At 49.5% G+C, this 20,855-nt stretch carries 18 protein-coding genes; 8 read left to right on the forward strand and 10 right to left on the reverse strand.

Annotated elements, in window-relative coordinates:
- Positions 1–75: 75 nt before the first annotated feature.
- Positions 76–1,905 carry a methyl-accepting chemotaxis protein gene (locus J3L11_RS13510; RefSeq protein WP_207571335.1) on the forward strand — a complete coding sequence of 610 codons (1,830 nt, stop codon included), beginning with the start codon at positions 76–78 and terminating at the stop codon, positions 1,903–1,905.
- A gap of 192 nt (positions 1,906–2,097) precedes the next feature.
- Positions 2,098–2,949 (forward strand): EamA family transporter, encoded by an 852-nt coding sequence (locus J3L11_RS13515; protein WP_207571336.1) that lies wholly within the window; start codon positions 2,098–2,100, stop codon positions 2,947–2,949.
- A 3-nt stretch (positions 2,950–2,952) separates the two neighbouring features.
- Here the strand turns inward: J3L11_RS13515 and J3L11_RS13520 are convergent, their stop codons facing one another.
- The 5 genes from J3L11_RS13520 to J3L11_RS13540 form a co-directional block, all read right to left on the reverse strand.
- Positions 2,953–5,901 carry a ligand-binding sensor domain-containing diguanylate cyclase gene (locus tag J3L11_RS13520; RefSeq protein WP_207571337.1) on the reverse strand — a complete coding sequence of 983 codons (2,949 nt, stop codon included), beginning with the start codon at positions 5,899–5,901 and terminating at the stop codon, positions 2,953–2,955.
- A gap of 188 nt (positions 5,902–6,089) precedes the next feature.
- The gene (locus tag J3L11_RS13525) at positions 6,090–6,515 is read right to left on the reverse strand and encodes a hypothetical protein (protein WP_189617903.1); all 426 of its coding nucleotides are present in this window, start codon (positions 6,513–6,515) and stop codon (positions 6,090–6,092) included.
- Positions 6,516–6,771: 256 nt separating this feature from the next.
- Positions 6,772–7,215: a GNAT family N-acetyltransferase gene (locus J3L11_RS13530; RefSeq protein WP_207571338.1), complete on the reverse strand. Its 444-nt coding sequence runs from the start codon at positions 7,213–7,215 to the stop codon at positions 6,772–6,774.
- Between the two features lie 83 nt (positions 7,216–7,298).
- Positions 7,299–7,718 (reverse strand): GFA family protein, encoded by a 420-nt coding sequence (locus tag J3L11_RS13535; protein ID WP_133038821.1) that lies wholly within the window; start codon positions 7,716–7,718, stop codon positions 7,299–7,301.
- 69 nt (positions 7,719–7,787) lie between these two features.
- Positions 7,788–9,980, reverse strand: a complete 2,193-nt coding sequence (locus J3L11_RS13540) for a M3 family metallopeptidase (RefSeq protein ID WP_189617906.1) — start codon at positions 9,978–9,980, stop codon at positions 7,788–7,790.
- Between the two features lie 403 nt (positions 9,981–10,383).
- Between J3L11_RS13540 and J3L11_RS13545 the strand changes: the two genes are divergently transcribed.
- Complete coding sequence (locus J3L11_RS13545; protein ID WP_207571339.1) at positions 10,384–12,423, forward strand: bifunctional 2',3'-cyclic-nucleotide 2'-phosphodiesterase/3'-nucleotidase; 2,040 nt, start codon at positions 10,384–10,386, stop codon at positions 12,421–12,423.
- A 55-nt stretch (positions 12,424–12,478) separates the two neighbouring features.
- On the opposite strand, the gene J3L11_RS13550 is transcribed toward J3L11_RS13545, so the two are convergent.
- On the reverse strand, positions 12,479–12,889 hold the full coding sequence (locus tag J3L11_RS13550; RefSeq protein WP_189617942.1) for a helix-turn-helix domain-containing protein: 411 nt from the start codon (positions 12,887–12,889) through the stop codon (positions 12,479–12,481).
- A gap of 133 nt (positions 12,890–13,022) precedes the next feature.
- Here J3L11_RS13550 and J3L11_RS13555 point away from each other — a divergent pair, with 133 nt between their 5' ends.
- On the forward strand, positions 13,023–13,577 hold the full coding sequence (locus J3L11_RS13555) for a flavodoxin family protein (RefSeq protein ID WP_133038825.1): 555 nt from the start codon (positions 13,023–13,025) through the stop codon (positions 13,575–13,577).
- 62 nt (positions 13,578–13,639) lie between these two features.
- Here J3L11_RS13555 and J3L11_RS13560 read toward each other — a convergent pair whose 3' ends face one another.
- Both J3L11_RS13560 and J3L11_RS13565 read right to left on the reverse strand, forming a co-directional pair.
- Complete coding sequence (locus J3L11_RS13560) at positions 13,640–13,882, reverse strand: hypothetical protein (protein ID WP_189617908.1); 243 nt, start codon at positions 13,880–13,882, stop codon at positions 13,640–13,642.
- A 131-nt stretch (positions 13,883–14,013) separates the two neighbouring features.
- Positions 14,014–14,439 carry an HIT domain-containing protein gene (locus J3L11_RS13565; RefSeq protein ID WP_229799990.1) on the reverse strand — a complete coding sequence of 142 codons (426 nt, stop codon included), beginning with the start codon at positions 14,437–14,439 and terminating at the stop codon, positions 14,014–14,016.
- A gap of 172 nt (positions 14,440–14,611) precedes the next feature.
- On the opposite strand from J3L11_RS13565, the gene J3L11_RS13570 reads away from it, so the two are divergent.
- The 4 genes from J3L11_RS13570 to J3L11_RS13585 are packed head-to-tail and all read left to right on the forward strand — an operon-like array spanning position 14,612 to position 19,119.
- Positions 14,612–15,460 carry a D-hexose-6-phosphate mutarotase gene (locus J3L11_RS13570; RefSeq protein WP_189617944.1) on the forward strand — a complete coding sequence of 283 codons (849 nt, stop codon included), beginning with the start codon at positions 14,612–14,614 and terminating at the stop codon, positions 15,458–15,460.
- A 13-nt stretch (positions 15,461–15,473) separates the two neighbouring features.
- Positions 15,474–18,569: a YdbH domain-containing protein gene (locus J3L11_RS13575; protein ID WP_207571340.1), complete on the forward strand. Its 3,096-nt coding sequence runs from the start codon at positions 15,474–15,476 to the stop codon at positions 18,567–18,569.
- Between the two features lie 14 nt (positions 18,570–18,583).
- The gene (locus J3L11_RS13580; protein WP_189617910.1) at positions 18,584–18,778 is read left to right on the forward strand and encodes a YnbE family lipoprotein; all 195 of its coding nucleotides are present in this window, start codon (positions 18,584–18,586) and stop codon (positions 18,776–18,778) included.
- A gap of 20 nt (positions 18,779–18,798) precedes the next feature.
- Positions 18,799–19,119: a YdbL family protein gene (locus J3L11_RS13585; RefSeq protein WP_207571341.1), complete on the forward strand. Its 321-nt coding sequence runs from the start codon at positions 18,799–18,801 to the stop codon at positions 19,117–19,119.
- A 219-nt stretch (positions 19,120–19,338) separates the two neighbouring features.
- On the opposite strand, the gene J3L11_RS13590 is transcribed toward J3L11_RS13585, so the two are convergent.
- On the reverse strand, positions 19,339–19,851 hold the full coding sequence (locus J3L11_RS13590; protein ID WP_242695248.1) for a GNAT family N-acetyltransferase: 513 nt from the start codon (positions 19,849–19,851) through the stop codon (positions 19,339–19,341).
- Between the two features lie 40 nt (positions 19,852–19,891).
- A complete protein-coding gene (locus J3L11_RS13595) occupies positions 19,892–20,800 on the reverse strand; it encodes a LysR family transcriptional regulator (RefSeq protein WP_207571342.1) in 909 nt (302 codons plus the stop codon).
- Positions 20,801–20,855: the final 55 nt, after the last annotated feature.

Here is a 20,855-nt window from a genome sequence, read left to right on the forward strand (position 1 = left end):
TAATTTTTTAGGGGATATTCGATGTTTAATGACTGGAGCGTAAAGCTTAAATTAGGAACAGGTTTTGGAGCCGTATTGTTATTGACCCTCCTCGTTGGTGGCATCGGTCTGATGGTGATAAATCAAATTGAGAGTCAGACTGAAAAACAGCAACATATCATCATTTTTAACAATCATATCAGTCAATTGGCGAGCGGTCGCTTAGGCTACCTCAAAGACTTTAATGGCGACATCGCCGCTCATATCGCCACTGAATTACAGGCCGCTAAGACGCTGGTAGATCATGACTTGCAACTAAAACGTAGCAGTGACAGCAGCCAACGTCTCAATCACTTGGCGCAACAACTACAGCTATATGATGATTCTTTCACGCAACTTAAACAATCTGTGAGCGCCAGGATTACCGCTGAAAACCAGTTACAAACGCACATCAATCATGCCAGTGAACTATTGCGGCAGTTAACAGCCGCAATTCCTGCCAGTGATGACAGCCTGCAACATCTGGCCGCGCAACTTGGTAAGCGCTTTTATCAGGCGCGCTTTTTAGTGATAGAACTGCTACGAGGGGATGATATACAGGGAAAACTGCAAGATACCGCGGCTGAGTTTGACACCTATATCACCCAGTTACAGACTCAAGCATCTTCACAGCAACAGTTACTTACTGATATCAGTGACAGTTTCAAACAATACGTGGCAATTGCCAGTACCCTACCCGGCCTGATGAGCTCACTGGCAAAAAACAGTGCCGCACTGGAGCAAGATGAGCAGACACTGGTGGACACCGCCAATCAGGAGAGCGTAGCGCAGGCTAATCTGCAACAAAGTATCACGCACTCTGCCTATATTTACGTGACCATCGCCACTTTGGCCGCCTTGTTTGTCGGCTTCAGCGCTACCTTGGTGATAAGTCGCGGCATCAACCAACCCTTACAGCAGGTATTGGACGTTGCCAAACGCATTGGTGAAGGCGATCTGACGGCGCAGAGCAACGCCAAACGCAAAGATGAAATGGGGCAACTGATGCAGGCAATTGCTGCCATGACTCAGAGTCTACGGCAGCTTATTAGTCAGGTGAAAGAAAGCGCGGTACAGCTAGCATCATCGGCGACCGAGTTATCGGCAGTTACCGAGCAAACCAGCATTGGTGCGCAACAACAGAAACAGGAAACCGATCAGGTTGCCACCGCCATCAACGAAATGACCCTGACAGTTGCCGAAGTCGCCCGCAACGCGGAAGAATCTGCCAGTGCCGTAGAGCGAACTGACCAGCAAACCGCCGCTGCGAATCAGGAACTGGACAACACCATCGCGCAGATGCAGCTGCTAAGCCAAAAAATGCAGCAATCATCGCAGGCGATGGATCATGTGGTGAGCAGCAGCGAGCAAATTGGCAGCATCATGGATGTGATTAAAGGGATTGCCGAGCAAACTAACCTGCTAGCGCTGAACGCCGCGATTGAAGCCGCCCGAGCCGGTGAATCTGGTCGTGGTTTTGCCGTGGTTGCTGATGAAGTACGGAATCTGGCACAACGCACGCACAATTCGACCTCAGAGATTGAATCGCTGATTTTAGGGCTGCAACAAGGTGCCCGTGAAGCGGCTACCCAAGTGAACGACAGCCATGAAAGCACGCAAAGCGTCGTACAGCATGTGAATGTGGTCGGTTCAGCGTTGCATACTATTACCGAGCTGACCCATCATATCCGCGATATGGGGCAACAGATTGCGACCGCAGCTGAGGAACAGACCACCGTGGCAGAAGATATTAACCACAATATTCTGAACGTCCGTGATGCGGCCGATCAGGCTGCGGCGGCCAGTGAACAAACAGTGGCCTCCAGCAATGAATTAGCGCGGCTTAGCAATGAGTTGCAGCAAATGGTGGCAGGCTTCAGGGTGTAATGTCAGTTAGCAGTGAATGACTGTCATGGTCATTCACTGTTTTACCGCAGTGGAAGTGCCGATAATTTCGCCATCAGTCAATCATCAATGCCAATCACTTCTGTTAAACTGCCCCCACTTGTGTGGTTCTGTTCGATACAACAAAATCGAGGCTTTAGGCCGACAGCCCACTGACTTTTTCAGGACGTTAACATGGCATTGCTGTGGCTGATCACTGCACTCTGGGCTGTTTCCTTTTCATTGATAGGCGCTTATCTCTCAGGACAGGTAGATGATTACATTGCGGTTACCTCTAGAATGTTGTTAGCGCTAATGATATTTCTACCGTTCTGGCGGCCAGTTCACTGGCGTCAGGCGTTGGTAATGATGGCCACCGGTGCTATTGAAATTGGTATGACTTACCTGTTTCTGTATCGCAGCTATCACTATCTAAGTGTGCCAGAGCTGCTGTTATTTACCATTTTCACGCCAATTTACGTGAGTTTATTTGCCGACCTGTTTGCCAAACGCTGGCCCAAACAGTTATGGGCTCCGGCTTTGCTCGCAGTAGCGGGTGCGGCAGTGATCCGCTGGACCGAACTCAGTGAAGATTACTGGAAAGGGTTTTTGCTAATCCAGGCCGCAAACGCCTGTTTTGCCTTTGGTCAGGTGTGGTATCGCCACCAAAGCCTGCAAAATCAGCTGCCCCATCGCGCGCGTTTTTTTTGGTTTTTCCTCGGCGCCGCCGTCATCACCAGTGCCGCCATGTTAGGGCTGGCAGACTGGTCAAAACTGCCATGGACGCCGCAGCAGCAAGGCATATTGCTATGGTTGGGCGTTGTCACTTCTGGGCTGGGTTATCTGGGCTGGAGCTATGGTTCAACCTTAGTGAATGCTCAGCAACTGGCGGTGATGAATAATATGCTGATCCCTGCCGGGATCATGGTAAACGTGTGGTTCTGGCACGGCCAAGTCAACGACTGGCCAAGATTAGTGTTGGGATGTCTCTGCATGGCGGTCGCATTGTGGCTTTGTCGGCAACGTCAAAGCGCGATAACCAAATGACGGTTAAAGATAACTTTCAACACGGTTACGACCGTTATTCTTGGCACGATATAGTGCATCATCAGCGGCATTTAACAGCTGCCACGATTCCGTAATATCATCGGAACAGGCCAGTCCGATACTAACCGTCAATCTCAGCCCTGGGGCAATATCACTGCAGTCCATCGATTCCACAGCAATACGCAACCGCTCACAAACCTGCAGCGCCTGCTGACTGGTAGTGGTTGGCAGCAACAAGGAGAACTCTTCGCCGCCCCAACGCGCAGCGATGTCAATGCCGCGGCAGGATAACTGCAGCTGTTTTGCCAAACGGATCAGCGCCTTATCACCAACACTATGGGAATACTTGTCGTTGATCCATTTAAAATGGTCAATATCGATAAACGCCAGCGTCAAAGGCTGCACCAGTCGTTTTGCCCGCATAAATTCCTGTGCTAGGTGTTCATCGAAGGCTCGGCGATTGGCTAATCCCGTCAGTGAGTCCTGCTTGGCTTGAATTTCTAACGCCAGTGTTTGCTGCTGCAACTTATCAAGCAATACCGACTTTTCTTGGTTGGCGCTTGCCAGATTTTCAGCCTGCCGTTGCAGTTCTGCGGTTTTGCTGGCCACCTGCTGTAATAGATACTGCTTGGAACGCCGCAAACTAGCGGTACGCCAGTAAGTGAACCCAACAATCAACAATATTGCTACTGCTAATGCGATATATTTGGCGGGTAATGTTTGCCACCAGAATGGCAATTTCACTATGGTCAATTTTGCTGACGGACTCCAGTGTCCACCAGGATTGGCGGCCTGAATATCCAACACATAGGTCCCAGGTGCCAAGTTGGTAAATTCCACTTGGTTCTGGCCGGTTTTATCGCGCCACTCCTGCTCGAAACCCTCCAGTTTAGTGCGATAACGCAACCGGGTTGGCATAATGAAACTGAGGCCGGCATATTGAATTTCCAAACGTTGTACCGCAGCCGCCACCGTCAACTCGGCACTCAGTGGTACCGATTCGCTATCCAGGGTGATGTGCTCTATCACGACCTGCGGTATATGTTCAGCAAACTGCTGCAAGCGCTGCGGTCTTACTGAGGTCACGCCCATGGCGGTCGCCATCCACAAAGTACCGTCACGACTCGCCACCATTGTAGGATTTGAACCACCGTTAGCCTGCGCACTCAGCATGCCATCACTTTCGCCATACAGCACAGTTGCCAACGTTGCCATCCGGCCATCAGCCACCGCATTGGCATCCGCTTCACTAAAGCGCAAAATGCCACGATTACTGGTCATCCAGATATTGCCAAATCCATCGATCAGCAGTTGGAAAAATTTGTCAAAGGGCAACCCACTGCGACGACCAATCAGGTTGATTTCACCGGTGTCCAGCCGCAAACGTAATAAGCCACGGTCAGTGGCAACCCAAAGCAATCGCTTCTCTGGCTGCGGATAAAGGCCAAAAGCATATTCTGCCTGATCAAATTGATGGATAGGCATTTCAGTGAACTTGCCATGTTGATAGATGGCAATGCCAGTGCCGGTACCAATCCACATTTTGTCGTCACAGCGCAGTAATTCCACTACAAAGTTGCCCGGTAAACCATCCTGAGTCGTGAGGTTATCAATTTTACCGTCGTGCCAATGCGCCAGACCTTGTGCCGTACCGATCCAGACGCTGCCATCAGGGTCTTGCAGGAGCGCCCTCACCTCGTTGGAAACTAATCCAGAGTTACGATCAGCAAGCAAGTGAGTTTTGCCATTCTCATAAATAAATACCCCCGCAGTATAGGTGCCAATCAGTAATCTCTGCTTATCCATGGGCGCCAAACTGAGGATAGATTCGCCTGCCAGCACATTGTCAACGACTTGGCCTTTTTCGGGGGAATAGCGACTCAATCCGCGGGAACTGCCCACCCAGATATCACCATTTTCAGCTTCTAGCAAAGCTCGAATATAGTTACCGACCAAACCCTGCTTGGTGGTAATCGTTGAAAACGGTGCATCCCGCAAGCGAAATAAACCGCCATTAGTACCAATCCAGATGCTTTGTTCCTTGTCCTCAAAGATATCCAGCACCCGGTTACTAGGCATACCTTGACTCGCATCCAGATGTTCTAACCCATAAGTCTGACTCAAGCGGAAAATACCCTGCTGGACCGTGCCCATCCACAGGCTTCCCTGATGATCGAGTAACAACTTGGACACCGCCACATTTTGTAATTGCGGATGCAGAAACTCGAAGTTTTCTCCCACCTTGCGACGCACACCAGTTTCGCTGGCAACAATAAGTCCTTCTGCGGTATTCAATAGATCAAAAATAGGCGTTTCATGCAGCGCCGCGATAGAGGTAAATTTTTTGTGGTCCCATAGCACCAAGCCTCCAGCAGTACCAATCCAGATACTGTCATCTGCGGCTTTAGCAAAACTATAAATTGTGTTGCTGGGGAGCCCCTGCGCCGTCGTCCACTGCTGACGGGTCCCATCAGCATCCTGACGGAACATTCCGCCACCCTCGGTGCCAATCCACATGGTGTTGTGTTGGTCCACCCAAATACGGTTGATCAACACGCCGACAGGCGGCAACGGAAGCCATTTGCCATTTGTTACTGTCGTCAGCCCACCTCTGGCACCCCCGATAATTAACCTTCCGTGCTGATCCAGATAGGAGGTCCGAGTGCCAACATCCGGTAATCCGGTGGTATTGTCACGACCAAACATCTTGAATTTATTACCATTAAAACGAGCAACGCCTTCCCAGCTAGTCAACCATAAGTAACCTTCAGGGGTCTGAACTATGCTGTTAACTGTGTTATGGGGTAACCCTTGGCGCGTCGTCCAGATCTCGTTGAAATAACGATTCAGGGGGGCAATATTGCTGGCGTCAACAGTCTCTGCTGCGGCAGCCAGTAATTCAAAAGCAAAAAATAGCGTGGCAAATGCCAACAAACGGATACAGTTTGTCATGGATGGAGATGACCTGTTCTGCTCATGGAGTGAGTCCGTTTACATCTTTGCAACTTCCACTAACAATACCTTTTTTTGCCCCATTGGCATAGGCAATTACTTGTCATCAAACGCAATTATTTTGAGAAAAAACCATAAAAAAAGCTGCAGTGCAGCTCTTTTTGTACTATGACCATTACCCACCCGTGCTATTTAATCGTTGCCGGAACCATAATGAAGATAATAGCCCCAAACAGATCTATCAACAGAAACGAAAAAAACAGAATGCCATTTAACTGCCTTCCTTTCAGGGGCGCGCCTTTTGAACATTTAGGGCTGAAGGTGAATTGAGGATGCAACGTTTTCAATAACGGCAAGTTAGCATCACGGATCACTTCATCACGCCGCATCATCAACAACAGGATCACCGTAACAAAAGCACAAAGGCACAGAACAACAGCAGAATTATGTGGATCAGATTTTAGGGCATATGCCCCGCCAATGGCCGCCGTCTGAATCGCTATCAACCACTGCACACGGTTCCACATGACCTGATCCAGATGAATAAAATGCGACATCATGATCGACAAAGTACTGTCATCAGGTCTGGTTGTTTGCTGCGGTTCGATCATCATTTTCTCCTGCATGTATCCCCTATATCGCTAGTCAGCTAGTCACGTTGCGCCACCAGACAGTGCTAACAGCTCATTTCTTTCACGACATTGTATCCGAGCCAAAGGTTTTGAGAAGCCAGGATTTAGTGAAATTATTGATGAATCACAAGTGATTGCCATTAAGTCATCGGCTACGGCAACACCACTGCATTACAGACATACTGTCGATAAACTCATTTCAAGATTGGTGATAACGGCAATCTTTGTAACTCACGGCTTACAGGTGTAGAACCATCGGCTGATAGATTAATCCGGCTTTCTCCGCCACCTCGCCGTGACACTCAAAACCCGCTTTGCGATACACAGGAATAGAATAGAGTGATGCGTTCACTGTGACCGCCTTGGCGGTGGCATGTTGCAGTATTGCCTTCAATAACTGCTTACCTATTCCTTGTAGCTGAAAATCAGGATCAACAAAAAACATCACCACATGACTAGCAGCGCTAAGCTCTATCACGCCGGTAATATGTGCCGCATCTGTTGCCACCAAAATAATGCTTCCCTGTTGGAACCGCTGTAAAAAAGCTGTAGCAGCGGCCACGGTAGCAAAGGTCTGCACTCCAGCTGGCGGCAATGAGGCCGCAACGGTTTTACTGAATGAACGCATACAAACAGCGCTGACGGCATCAACATCTGCCGCCGTCATACGTCGAATCAACATGTTTACTCCTTTTTTCACCAGCGCCGTTTTTACGCCAACATTAACACTTGAGTCCATACGCCAACAGCTGGAAATCGCGTTAATTACTCTGGCTGACGGGGAAACTGTTTCACACCCGCGGGGATCTGGAACCAGTCCTGTTTTTCGCTAACCCAGGCGTGTATTGTCGGTTGGAGAATGCGCGTGTCATCCAGATTCGCCGCTTTCAATTTGATTTGCTCTGGATGTGCTGGGTTAACGTGATATATGCGGTTGCCACAAACGGGACAAAACATGGCTGCATTAATATTACCGCTGTCGGCCTTACGCTCCCAACGTTTCATCTCGCCGTGAAAGACCACGTCTTTTGCGTTGACCAAAGCGGTAATGCTAAAGGCGCTGGTAGACAGCTTTTGACACGCTTTGCAATGACAAGCCACAACCCGCTGTGGTGGTGCCAGCAATTCGTAAGTTACATTACCGCACTGACAGCTTCCGTGAATCGGATACTGAACTTCATCCATGATAACTCCTTAATCAGAATACAAAAAAACACCCGCCATCAGGCGGGTGTCGATACCTTTAAGGCGATATCAGTCTACCAGACCACGACGCTTCAGTAATGCATCAATAGTAGGCTGCTGACCACGGAAGTTGATGTAATCCTGCATCAGATCCTGACTATTGCCTTTTGACAGCACATCCTCGCGGAATTTGTCGCCATTTTCGCGAGTCAAACCACCATGCTCCTTCATGTAAGAGAAGGCATCAGCGGCAAATACCTCTGTCCACAGGTAAGCGTAGTAACCTGCAGAGTAGCCGCCAGAAAACGCATGGCTAAAGTAGCAGGAACGGTAACGCGGCATTATGGGTGCATAGTAGATACCGTGTTTTTCCAGAGCGGCTTTTTCAAACGCGTTGACATCGGTGATTTTGCTGCCAGCCTTCACTGAGTGCCATTCCATATCCAACAACGCGGCACCTAAGTATTCCACGGTGTTGAAGCCTTGATTGAAAGTGGCGGCATCACGGATTTTCTTCAGCAGATCCGCGGGGATTGGCTCGCCAGTTTTGTAGTTTTTGGCGTAATTTGCCAATACTTCTGGATTGATGGCCCAATCCTCATTGAACTGTGACGGGAACTCCACAAAATCACGAGCAGTAGACGTTCCTGCCAAACTCGGATATTTCACTTTGGAGAAGATACCATGTGCGGCGTGACCAAATTCGTGGAACATGGTCACCACTTCGTCAAAGGTCAGCAGCGTTGGCTGTCCGGCTGCTGGTTTTGGAATGTTGAGTGCGTTATATACGACAGGCTTGCCATCCAGCAGATAGTTCTGGGTGACAATCTCATCCATCCAAGCACCACCATTTTTACCCACGCGGGCATAAGGGTCCAGATAGAACAACGCCAACGGGCTACCGTCTTTATCAAACACCTGCCATACCTTGACATCTTCCTGCCATACGGGCAGATCGGTACGTGGCTTGAAGGTAATGCCATACAGTTTGTTCATGGCAAAGAACAGGCCATCATTCAGTACGCGGTTAAACTCAAAGTAAGGTTTGATCTGTGCTTCATCGAGATCATATTTGGCCTTACGCACTTTCTCGGCGTAGTAGTTCCAGTCCCAAGGTTTGAGTTCAAAATTACCACCTTCGGCTTTGATCTCCTTCTGGATATCTGCAGCTTCATGCTCAGCCTTAGCAACAGCTTTAGGTGCCAGATTGTCCAGCATGCTGTATACCGCGGCAGGCTTACCGGCCATCTGATCAGCCAGCACATAGTCGGCCCAAGTGTCATAACCCAGCAGTTTGGCTTTCTCGGCACGCAGCTCAGCCAACTTCAATACGATTGGACCGTTAGTGCTCTGTGCCCGATTTGCTGAGGTTTCCCAGATTTTCTGACGCAGTTCGCGGTTATCTAAGTGCATCAGTAATGGCTGACGGGTGGTATTCACCAAAGAGATCAGATATCCCTCTTTACCTGCTGTTTTGGCAGCGGCAGCGAGACCATCTATCTCATCGTCACTCAGACCTTTGAGCTGTGCTTTGTCGGTAACCAGAATCGTGTCGTCTTTAAATGACTTCAGAATATTCTGTGAAAACTCGGTTGCCAGCTTGGACAGTTCGCCATTGAGGTCACGCAGTTTAGCCTTATCCTGATCGTTCAGTTTGGCACCAGCACGGACAAACTGGTCGTAATAATGCTGGACTAAGCGCTGATCCACTTTGTCAGTGAGCTTATCCTTAGCGTCATATACCGCCTGCACACGGGCAAACAATTTTGGGTCCATATAGATGTTATCAGAGTGCTCGGTGAGCATTGGCATTGCCTGCTCTTCGATCTTCTGTACTTCATCATCAGCTAACAGGCCGGAATACTGGAAGAACGCCCGGCTGGTACGATCCAGAATGGCACCGGTTTTTTCCATCGCCACAATAGTATTAGCAAAGGTTGGCGCTTCTGGATTATTGGCAATTGCCGCAATCTCTTCGCTGTGTTCTTTGATGCCCGCCTTGAATGCTGGCATAAAATCCGCTTTGGTGATCAGGTCATACTGCGGCGCCTGGAATGTCAGCGGACTTGGTTCAAGCAATACGTTTCCCACTTTCTTAGTGTCTTTTTTGGTATCAGCCGGTGCGGCAATCTTACTAGCATCACTTGCCAGTTGTTGTGCTGCAACCTTAGCTGCTGTTTTGGGTTCCTGCGCTTTCTGCTCACCACAAGCGCTGAGGATCAGCGCTGCGCCGATGGCAGTAGCAATTACTGTTTTGTGCATTGTGACTCCGTTTTTCTTATGCTGTCGCCTGTTTATGATTATGAAAAGCCACTCATCGCGGCCGGGCACGACAACCTAGATTGATTCCCGCACCAACCTTACCAAGTTTTGCCAAGTAGGAACAATCACTGAACTGTAAGAATTTTCTGCCCAACGCAGTCGTCCACATCCCATGCCGCTGACATTAGCCTATTATGCTGAAAATTCTCAACAAAACCGAAGAACATCCCGTGTTTACAGGGATGACCGTAAAACAGCGATTCCTATGTCAGCTTCTGTTACAAAAATTCCGGTAATTTTAAGAAATAACCGCTAAGTTTACCTACCTCTGGTCACGTTTCATCGGCAAACTACGCCCCTTGAGCGAGCATCCATCCGTCTAACATAATTGATAAGACTTTTTATGTATAAAACATCACTACTGACACTGGCGATTGCCTTTAGTTTTACAGCCTTCGCACAGCAGACCGAGCAGTTCCAAACCGTCAAACTGCGAGTATTGGAAACCTCTGATCTGCACGCCAATATCATGGATTACAACTATTATGCGGGCAAAGAAGATCCAACCATTGGTCTAGCACGCACCGCCAGCTTGATAGACGCGGCCCGTAAAGCCGCCGACAATGCGGTGCTGGTAGATAATGGTGACCTGTTACAAGGCAGTCCGATGGGAGATTACATGGCCCATACCGGCTTGCAACCGGGGCAGATACATCCGGTATATAAGGCAATGAATCTGTTGGATTACACCGTAGGTAATATTGGTAACCATGAATTCAACTATGGTTTGGATTTTCTGCATAAGTCGCTGTCTGGCGCCCGTTTTCCCTATATCAACGCTAACGTTTACTGCGCGGCAGCACAGTGCTGGGGTGGCATTAAGCAAGGTCAACATCTGTTCACACCTTATTTGATTAAAGCTACGCAGGTGACGGATAGTGCGGGTCACAGTCACACATTGAATATCGGCTATATTGGGTTTGTGCCGCCACAAATTCTGCAGTGGGATCAACAGAATTTGCGCGGAAAAGTGCGCGCCGACAGCATTATTGAGACCGCTAAAAAGCTGGTGCCCGAGATGAAGGCTAAAGGTGCGGATATCATTATTGCCATTCCGCATTCGGGGATTGGTTCAACTGAGAATCCGGGAGATCCAATGGCTGAAAATGCGGTTTATGCCATCACGCAAGTACCCGGCATAGATGCTGTACTCTTTGGTCACAGCCATTCGATTTTCCCGGCGCCCCGTTACAGTGGTTTGCCCAATACTGATATCAGCAAAGGCCTGATGAACGGTATTCCTGCCGTTATGCCAGGGCGTTGGGGGGATAACATGGGACAGGTCGATTTTACCCTGCAGTTGCAGCAGAACCGCTGGCAAATTGTCGATGCCCGCGCCCAAGCCGTCCCTATTTACGATGGTATTCGCAAACAAGCCTTGGTGACCGCCGATGCACATATTCATCAGGCCGTGGCTGCCGAGCACCAAGGGACTCAAGCGTATATGGAGCGCCCTATTGGCGCGGCGGCCACGGATATGTACAGTTATCTGGCGCAAGTGCAGGATGATCCTTCCGTCCAAATCGTGGCGGATGCGCAGATAGCAGAGGTGAAAGCACAGTTACCAGAAACACTAAAAGGATTGCCGGTATTATCTGCCGCCGCGCCATTTAAAGCGGGTGGGCGTCATGGCACCACCAGTGATGCTGATCAGTACATCCAAGTTGCCAAGGGCACCTTGACCTTCAAAAATGCCGCCGATCTTTATCTGTTTCCCAACACCATGGTTGCCGTCAAAGTCACTGGTGCCGAATTAAAAGACTGGCTGGAATGTGCGGCGAATCAGTTCAACCGTATTGACCCTCATAGCAGCAAGCCGCAGCAACTGATCAACTACAATCATCCCACATACAATTTCGATATTATCGATGGCGTCAGTTACCGAATTGACGTAACGCAGCCAAGCAAATTCGACCGCGAATGCCAGGTTGTAGATCCACACGCATCTAGGATTGTTGACTTAAGTTATCGTACAGACAGCGGCAAACTGCTGACGGGAAAAGCAATGGCTGAACAAACGTTTATTGTGGCAACGAACAACTATCGGGCATTTGGCGGAAAGTTTGCCGGCACTGGCAGCCAACATGTGGTGATGGAGTTACCAAGCAGTAACCGCGAAGCCCTAGTGAATTACATCAGTACACAGTCCAAGTTTGATGCCGACAGCGGTCAGTATCAAACCATGGTTAATCCGGCGGCAGACTACAACTGGGACTTTGCCGATATTCGCAGCGATATCCCGCTAGATATCCGCTTTACCACTCAAAACAGCGACAAGGCCGAGCATTTTATCAACGCCCATCAACATCGCCCCATGCGCAAACTGCACGTTGATGAACTGGGATTTGCCGTGTATCAAATTGATTTGAGCGCTAAGCGCTGATAAAACAGACAACGCCCGTTATGCGGGCGTTTTTCTACTACCAACAACCGTCAATTCAGCCAAGATAACGCATTGACGGACGTGGTGTCATGGCGTCTGTCTGGGCATCATATTGCTGCTGCGCCTGGAACATCTGCTCCACGTTAGCCTCTGCCCACTGCGACACCTTTTCAATGGTGTCGGCAAAAGACAACCCCAATTGAGTTAACTGGTATTCAACGGTCACCGGCACAGTGGCGTAGACCTGCCGCACAATCAACCCATCACGCTCCAACTGTTTCAATTTCTGCGACAACACTTTCTGCGAGATACCGTCCACTTGTCGTTTTAATTCATTGAAGCGCAACGGTTTACCATCACGGAGTAATCCTATAATCAATAACACCCATCGCTCCGCCAACCGTTCAAAAAACCAGCGAGCCGGGCAGTTGCGAGAATAGACATTATAGGAAAGTGCTTCGGTCATGGTTTCCTCCAGGTAACCAACATACTTTAAAGCCACTTATTGTATACCTGGTTTCCAAAATATACCATGAGGCTGGCCAAAGGTTTCTGAGTCCTAGGCACTGTCGAATAACCGAGAACAAAGTGAGGAAGTTATGGCGTTAACTGCAGTAGTGTTCTTTTCAGGGTATGGTCATACCAAACGGGTTGCAGAATATGTTGCTAAAGGCGCCAACGCGCAATTGATCGCAATTAATGAGCAGGGAGAAATCAGCGATGCTGATTTTGACACCCTCAATGCTGCCGATGCCATCATTTTTGGTGCGCCCACCTATATGGGAGGAGTGCCGTGGCAATTCAAGAAATTTGCCGATGCAACATCTAAAATCTGGTTCACCAGCGGCTGGAAAGATAAAGTTTTCGGCGGATTTACCAACAGTGCCAGCCTGAATGGTGACAAGCAAGTCACACTGATCTCACTACAAACGCTAGCGTCTCAGCATGGTGGCTTGTGGGTAAGTCTCGGTCAGTTGCCGTCTAATACCATGGCCGCTACCCGTAACGATATTAATAATCTCGGCGGTTCAGTGGGACTGTTGGTGCAATCACCTTCTGATGCTGGCGCAGACAAAATCCCTGAGGGTGATTTAGAAAGTGCCCGTCTATATGGTGAACGCGTTGCAAATATTGCAGCCAGATTGAAGAAATAGTTTATTAAGGTTCATGCCAATAAAAACCGGGACTGGCACTATGCGCCCGGTTTTTATTGGCTTCAGTCAGCAAAACGCTGTTGATAATCCTGCTGCGCAAACTGCAACAACGCTTCAGCACTGTCGATGACTTTCGCCGCCCGCAACAACTGCAGCCTGCCAGGCTGAGCGTAATCAGTAAAATGCACTTCGTCATCACCTTCTATCACCACATAATCACAGCGTTCGTGTTGCGCACACCAGAGCGTTCTGGCTTCAGCGCTGTGTTCCCGTTGCGAATGCTCGATTTTAAACACAGGTTTCATCGGTTTCCCCTGCCCGTCTGTTATTCCCCGATTATTGTAAAAAATGATCGCACTAACTCGAAGGAGGGTTTAGTTACCAAAGTCACCAGGAGCCAATCAGCAACGGATTCTGTGAGCTGTGACATTGTTTATCATTCAGCCAACAGTGCCCGGATACGGGCAGCAATGGCTTCAATTTCGGTGTGGTCACCGGAGACTTGCGCATGTGGCTTTAATCCCTTCAACGGCCCTGGCAGCAGATGGAAGTGGACATGTGGCACACTTTGCCCGGCATAACTCCCATTGTGTTGCACTAAACTACTGCCTGAGACCCCCATGGCCTGTTGCAAGGCGGTGCCCACTTTTTTAATGGTCCGGAAACAGGCCAGAGCCGCGTCATCCGGCAACTGGTATAGCGTTACCGCCGGAGCCTTTGGTAATACCAACAGATGCCCTGACATTTGCGGCATAATATCCATAAATGCCAAAGTTTCGGCATCTTCATACACTTTGATACAAGGGAGTTCACCCCGGATAATCCGAGCAAACACGTTGTTGTTGTCGTAAGTCAAATCCATCTCAAGTGATTCCATTAGCAACTGAAGGCATGCAGGTTTACCAGATCTTTAACCATTTGCCCAGCCCATAAAGATCAAATGCTTAAAGGATGCAGCAAAAGTCGTTAAGCTATAAGGAGTAATCATGACGGCGACCTTAGGCAGTTATAGGCAGTTAATAGAGGGAAATGCTATGGCGGTGATAACAACCAGCGTCCACGCTAACGGACTTGAGTATATCGAAGTAAACAGCAAGCTGTGCTACGCCAGGATACTGTTGCAAGGTGCGCAAATTGACAGCTTTATTCCTAAAGGCCAGGCACCATTGTTATGGGTTTCCAGCGCTGATGACTACCAGCCTGGGAACGGCATTCGTGGCGGCATACCCGTATGCTGGCCATGGTTTGGTCAGCACCCAAATGCCGATTGGCCACAACATGGTTTTGCCAGAAATCGCCAATGGCACCACTTCAGCACAGAGGTTCAGGATGAGATAGTCACGCTGAAATTGGTATTGCCGCTGGCAGCGGCTGACCGGCGTTTTTGGCCACATAACACCCGCGTAGAATTACACTGCCGATTTGGCCAACAATTGCGCGTCAGTCTGGTTAACATCAATTTGGATGATCACCCGGTTACGCTGACGCAAGCACTTCACAGTTATTTTCCAATTGGTGATATTCATCAGTTGATTGCTAAAGGGTTTAAAGGCGCACACTACATCGAGTTTGGCAAAGGCCCTTATGTGCAAACCGAAGACAACGTTCACTTTGAGCGGGAAACTGACCGGGTTTATAACGGTCTGGGAGCGGTGCAGCAATTGCATACTCCGCATGGCACCATCGTGGTTAAAAGAGAGCATAGCCACTCCGCCGTGTTATGGAATCCTTGGGTAGAAAAGTCACGGCGATTGGCGCGTTTTAACGATGATGATTACCTACAGATGGTCTGTCTAGAAGCGGCTAATGTACTGGAGGACGCGGTAACGCTCGCCCCTGGTGAGCGTCATGAGTTGACCACTGAAATCAGTTGGCAAGCATAAGCGGTCATCAGCCATGATGAGCGGTAAGCGTCTGCTTTACCTATTGATAAGGTTGTTGATAGGTGGCTTTTTGCTACTCTCGCTGATGTTGGCAACAGGCTGGTGGTTGCTCACGCAGAAGCAGACTTGGTGGTTACCGCAACTCAACCAGCAGTTACAAGGGAAAGGACTGCAAATCACCCAACTTAGTTGGCAAATACCGGCTTTAGATACACTGACACTGCCGCAACTAACACTCAATTATCAAGGCAACCAGCTGCACTTTGAGCAGTTGCAGATCCGTCTGCAACATCCAGTAACCCTTCCGTTACTATGGCAATGGTATTGGCAAGATGATCCGCTGTTAGCTATGGGCAGCTCACAATGGCTGTTAGAAAATATCCGCGCAGTAAGCTACCAGCGCGCCAGACTGTTATTGACGCCACAACTGCTGTTACCGGAAGATGGTAACAATGCGCTGCCATTACCTGTTGCCGCTGGGGTACCAGACATCCAGCTCAATAACACTGAAGTGGCTTTTACTAATGCCACATCTAATAGTTTACGACTGCGACTGCCACAGGTGACGTTAACCCGTGACGGAAAATTTGCCAGTCAACTGCAATGGCAGCAGCAAACACAATGGCAACAACTCATGGCGATTAGAGGTGATCTGCAGGCGCAGCTAGCAACAGATGGCGGCGCACCACAACACTCCTGGCACGCTCAATTATTCCTCACCACTGATGCGCTGCAATCAGCGGTTGCACAGTTGGCTGATGACGAAAATGTCCAAGCATTGCAGACCGCATACCCTTGGTTACAGACAGATTTCCTGCAAAAGTTACCACGTATTGGCGGTAGGCTTGAGGCAGACGTTCAACTGGGGTTACAGCAAGGTAATAGTCTGATGTCCGTCTGTTGGTCAGCACCACAGTTATGGTTGCCAGCAGTTGGTCGTTTAAACCTCACCCCCCAAGCAACGGCAGAATGCCCGGAAAATAGTGTATCGTTAACCCTTAACGCCACGGATAAACAACAGCAATTAACATTGGCTCCCATGCAACTATCGCTGCAAACCTCAGCACCGCAGCGACAGGCGCTAATTGAGTGGCTCGCAAGCTGGCAAGCGGCGCCGGAATTGTCAGACAGCCGGCAGACTGTCGAATCGTTATTATCACAACTAAGCCAAGTTATCCAGCAACCCACCACCGCGCCTACGGCAGGCTTAACGCTGGATATCCCCGAGGGCGCATCGCTGGATCTAACGCAACACGCACTGACACTGCCAGCAGTGCAGCTAGTTCCTTCATTGGCAAGTGCCAGCGACTGGCTGACACTCAATATCAAACACCTGATATTAGCGCCAGCCACCCGCCCATCCATAGGCCTGATGCCGCAAGATAGCGATACCCTGCAGCATCAGCTGTACCAACTGTTGCCGAAGTTACCGCCGCTGCAGTTACAGGCCGATTGGCAACTACAGCTTAACTTGCCACAAGGGTTACGGTGGCAACAAGCGGATTTTAGCGTGCGCAGCCAAAGCACTCACGCCAGCTTAGCGGGCAAACTACAACTCAAAGGTGACAGCGCTGAACTCTTGGTTTCTATCGCTGAAGATGCGCACTTACAAACCCAAAAGTTACAGATCAAAACCGATAAACTGGAGATGAATATCGCCAGCAGCGATAGCCGCAGCACGCAACCCCTACAATTCAAACTGACACCGCAGCAATTACAGTTGACCTGGCCGGAACTTAAGCAACAATTGACCGCGTTGAATGCCGCTGCCGATACGCTTCAGGCCAGTATCGGCGAACTTAAGCTGACATTACCGGGACTGTCTCAACAACAGTGGCACTGGCGCGAAGCTAAGGCTTTAACACAACTACAAGCCTTGGCATTTAAACAGCAGCTAGCATTCAATGCCAAAGCTATCCATGTCAGCCAACAGCGCCAGAGCAAACTCGGCTCACGCACAGAAACCCTTCTGAATCTCGACAACGCCGCACTTACCGAACACTGGCAATGGGATGGCAATCATCTCAGCAGTCAGGAACAATGGCAGTTGGACCGACTGCAGTTTACCAGCCAGCATCAGTTACGCCCTGATCTGCAATCTGTGGACGCTGCAGGATACCATCTACTCGGTCATTGGCAAATGCAGGCAAAATTGGCTGATATTCAAGCATTAGCGGCCAAAAATCTGGTGTTATCCGGTGACTGGCAGTTGCATGGCAACGCTCACCTTAATGCCGACATTGAACTGCAACAACGGGGAACAGCATTTACGTTGAGTGGACAGTTCCAGCCTCAACTCCATGATGTCACGGGCAGTTATCGGCAGTTACCGTTTGAAGGATTGCAGGCGAGCAGCGCTTGCCGTTTCGTGCTGGATAATGCCAGCAACCAACCCACTACAGCAGCGGTTAACTGTCAACGACTGGCACTGAACATGGCGGCATTTAATCCAGGCGTAGTGCTGGATAATGTCAGCCTCGAAGGTGATATTTCACTCACGCCCGAATTGGATATGCAAAAGCGTCAACGGGCAAGCAACTGGTTGCTACCGGGGTTTAATGATGCTGATATCCAGTTGTCAGCCAGTGCCAATGCTCTTGGCGGACAACTATCATTGCCGCGTTTTCGTCTGCAACTGCAGCAACCATCGGACGCCTATCTAATGCTGTTAGGGCTGGATCTGCATCAATTGCTACAAGCCAATCCGCAACAAGGCATTGATGCCAGTGGCTTATTTGACGGTGTGTTACCACTTGCCATCACCAATAACCAGCTATCGGTCAGCGGCGGACATCTAGCATCGCGCGCGCCCGGAGGAGTTATCCGTATCGGTAACAATCCCGCAGTGCAGCAGATGCGTGCCGGTCAGCCCTATCTTGATTTTGTGTTTTCTACACTGGAGGAGTTGCAATACCAAGAAATCTACAGCACCTTTGATATGAACACCGATGGCAACGCCACGCTTAATATGATGATCAAAGGCCACGGTAAGGGTGTTGAGCGGCCGATTGAGTTAAACTACAGCCATCAAGAGAATCTGCTGCAACTGCTTCGCAGTCTGTCAATCGGTGACCGATTGCAAACGCAGCTTGAAGCATCCATGCAGTGAAACAGGAACCGGATATGAATCGTCTCCCGCGTGTAACAGCAAGTTGTTTGCTGCTGGGCATCTTGCTCGGCGGTTGTACCCCTACGGTCAAAATAGAACCACCGGATAAACCGATAGTGATCAATCTTAATGTCAAGATTGAACACGAAATCCGTATCAAAGTGGATAAAGCACTGGATGATCTGGTGTCTAATGACGAACTTTTTTGATCCCAATGAGGAACTGACAGATGAGAACCCGAATAATAACCCTGCTCTGCGCAACGCTGCTGAGCTTCTCCAGTTTCGCCATCAGTTTACAGGACGCCAAGGATCAAGGTTTAGTTGGTGAGCAGTTAAATGGTTATCTGGCGGTGGTGAAACCAGCAGCAGGTGTTGCAGAGCTAGTGAAAGATATCAATGCCAAGCGGCAAGCACAGTATGAAAAAATCGCCAAACAGAATAGCATTGCGGTCGCCGATGTAGCCAAGTTAGCTGCGGCCAAAGTGATTGCCAAGGCTGAAAAAGGCCACATGATCCAAGATAATAGCGGCAACTGGATCAAAAAGTAACGGCACGGTGCCAAACGTTATTCCAGAGGGTAAAGACAAACTGAATCACTATGCCATATTGGCATGAATTCATGGTATTAATTCATGAGCGATTTTGTCAGGTATGCGTGAGAATACTCACCTCTGAAGTGCTTTTACTTTGCCTCCTGCGTATGTGGAGGCTTTTTTTTGCGCGCTTGTCAAAGCAACAACATGCGGCGAATATAAGCCAAAGCCCTGCTAGCCTAATGTTAATGGTTTTTGCCAAAACATAGCTGACCCAGTTTCCGGTCGCAACTGGTAAGGGGCAAATCCGGCCTTGAGATAGGCATGACGAGCGACGGTATTGCCTTCCAGCACTTCCAGCGTCACTTTGCAGCAACCGCGTTGTATCGCTTGCTGTTCCACCGCCTGTAACAACAGTTGGCTGAGCCCGCGTCCACGCCACTCACTGTGTACCACTAAATCATGAATGTTGAGCAGTGGCGCACATTTAAAGGTAGAAAATCCGAGCACACAGTTAGCGAGCGCGACCGGAGTTTCTCCGGCAAAAATCAATAAGCTGAAGACATAATCAAGCCGTGCCATGGTAGACACCAAGTTGGTGACGACAGCATTAGGTAAAGCTGCGCCACCGCCCGTTGGCTCACTAGCATAGTGCTGCATTAACGTCACAATAGCCTCAGCATGCCGTGGTTGCTGATAATCAGCCACCTCCACTTTAAACGCTACTAGCCCTTGCGTATGGTCCAAGATAATCCCCTTTATTTATAGGATACTGTTGCAGGTCACTTTACGCCGTTACCAGTTGCCGCATCAACCTCTTCAGCCATTGTAATGCTGGTTGTGACTGCTGCACCGGATGCCAGACGCAATTGAGATGATAACTGGGCATTGCTGCAGGCAACTGCACTTGCTGCAATACCGCGCTAGCCGCCAACATAGTGGCGACCCGTTGAGGTAATACCAAAAGATGATCGGTCTGACTGACAATGGCAGCCGCCGACATATAGCTCTGGCTGTTGACCGATATTTGCCGTTTTAATCCCTGCCTAGCTAAAAACCGATCCACGATGGAGTCTTGGGTGCCCAGCGGCGAGTGAAACACATGCGGCGTCGTCACCAACTGTTGCAAATCCACGGCGCTAGTAATACTGGGATGCCCTTTGCGCACCAAACCACTCAACGGTTCGGTCAACCAGGTTTCACGGCTGAGATGCGACGGCACCTGCATATATTCATCAAAACCCAGCACCAGATCGATATCGCCATTGGCAAGTTCCGCTTCCGGCAACTGATCGCGCAGAATGGAGATTTCAATATTGATGCCGGGAGCGAGCTGATTCAGTTGGGCAATCAGCGGCGGGATCAACACACACTCGACATAATCCGTAGTGCTGATAACAAATCGCCGCTGAGAACTGGCCGGATCAAACGGTTGCGGCTCACTCAATTGCTGCTCTAACAGTCTCAACGCCTGCTGCACACCGGGATAAAGTGTTTCAGCTCGCCGACTTGGCAACATCCCCTGAGGCGTACGGACCAGCAGCGGATCGTTAAAAGCTGCCCGCAAGCGGTTCAGCGCATGGCTCATCGCCGGCTGACTGATAAACAACCGCTCCGCCGCACGGGTGACATTACGCTCCTGCATTAAGGCATCAAATGCCAGCAGCAGGTTGAGATCCAGTTGATTCAGCTTCATCTTAAATTCACAATATGAATAGATAGATTTATAATATTCATTTGATGGATACATA

Origin of the sequence: Shewanella sp. 4t3-1-2LB, from assembly GCF_017368415.1 — a bacterium.
Lineage (GTDB): Bacteria > Pseudomonadota > Gammaproteobacteria > Enterobacterales > Shewanellaceae > Shewanella > Shewanella fodinae.

Excerpts from the sequence above, each read along its gene's own strand:
- J3L11_RS13515 (WP_207571336.1), top strand. The coding sequence starts at position 2,098 with ATGGCATTGCTGTGGCTGATCACTGCACTCTGGGCTGTTTCCTTTTCA.
- J3L11_RS13520 (WP_207571337.1), bottom strand. The coding sequence starts at position 5,901 with ATGACAAACTGTATCCGTTTGTTGGCATTTGCCACGCTATTTTTTGCT.
- J3L11_RS13525 (WP_189617903.1), bottom strand. The coding sequence starts at position 6,515 with ATGATGATCGAACCGCAGCAAACAACCAGACCTGATGACAGTACTTTG.
- J3L11_RS13530 (WP_207571338.1), bottom strand. The coding sequence starts at position 7,215 with ATGTTGATTCGACGTATGACGGCGGCAGATGTTGATGCCGTCAGCGCT.
- J3L11_RS13535 (WP_133038821.1), bottom strand. The coding sequence starts at position 7,718 with ATGGATGAAGTTCAGTATCCGATTCACGGAAGCTGTCAGTGCGGTAAT.
- J3L11_RS13540 (WP_189617906.1), bottom strand. The coding sequence starts at position 9,980 with ATGCACAAAACAGTAATTGCTACTGCCATCGGCGCAGCGCTGATCCTC.
- J3L11_RS13545 (WP_207571339.1), top strand. The coding sequence starts at position 10,384 with ATGTATAAAACATCACTACTGACACTGGCGATTGCCTTTAGTTTTACA.
- J3L11_RS13550 (WP_189617942.1), bottom strand. The coding sequence starts at position 12,889 with ATGACCGAAGCACTTTCCTATAATGTCTATTCTCGCAACTGCCCGGCT.
- J3L11_RS13555 (WP_133038825.1), top strand. The coding sequence starts at position 13,023 with ATGGCGTTAACTGCAGTAGTGTTCTTTTCAGGGTATGGTCATACCAAA.
- J3L11_RS13560 (WP_189617908.1), bottom strand. The coding sequence starts at position 13,882 with ATGAAACCTGTGTTTAAAATCGAGCATTCGCAACGGGAACACAGCGCT.
- J3L11_RS13565 (WP_229799990.1), bottom strand. The coding sequence starts at position 14,439 with ATGGATTTGACTTACGACAACAACAACGTGTTTGCTCGGATTATCCGG.
- J3L11_RS13570 (WP_189617944.1), top strand. The coding sequence starts at position 14,612 with ATGGCGGTGATAACAACCAGCGTCCACGCTAACGGACTTGAGTATATC.
- J3L11_RS13575 (WP_207571340.1), top strand. The coding sequence starts at position 15,474 with ATGATGAGCGGTAAGCGTCTGCTTTACCTATTGATAAGGTTGTTGATA.
- J3L11_RS13580 (WP_189617910.1), top strand. The coding sequence starts at position 18,584 with ATGAATCGTCTCCCGCGTGTAACAGCAAGTTGTTTGCTGCTGGGCATC.
- J3L11_RS13585 (WP_207571341.1), top strand. The coding sequence starts at position 18,799 with ATGAGAACCCGAATAATAACCCTGCTCTGCGCAACGCTGCTGAGCTTC.
- J3L11_RS13595 (WP_207571342.1), bottom strand. The coding sequence starts at position 20,800 with ATGAAGCTGAATCAACTGGATCTCAACCTGCTGCTGGCATTTGATGCC.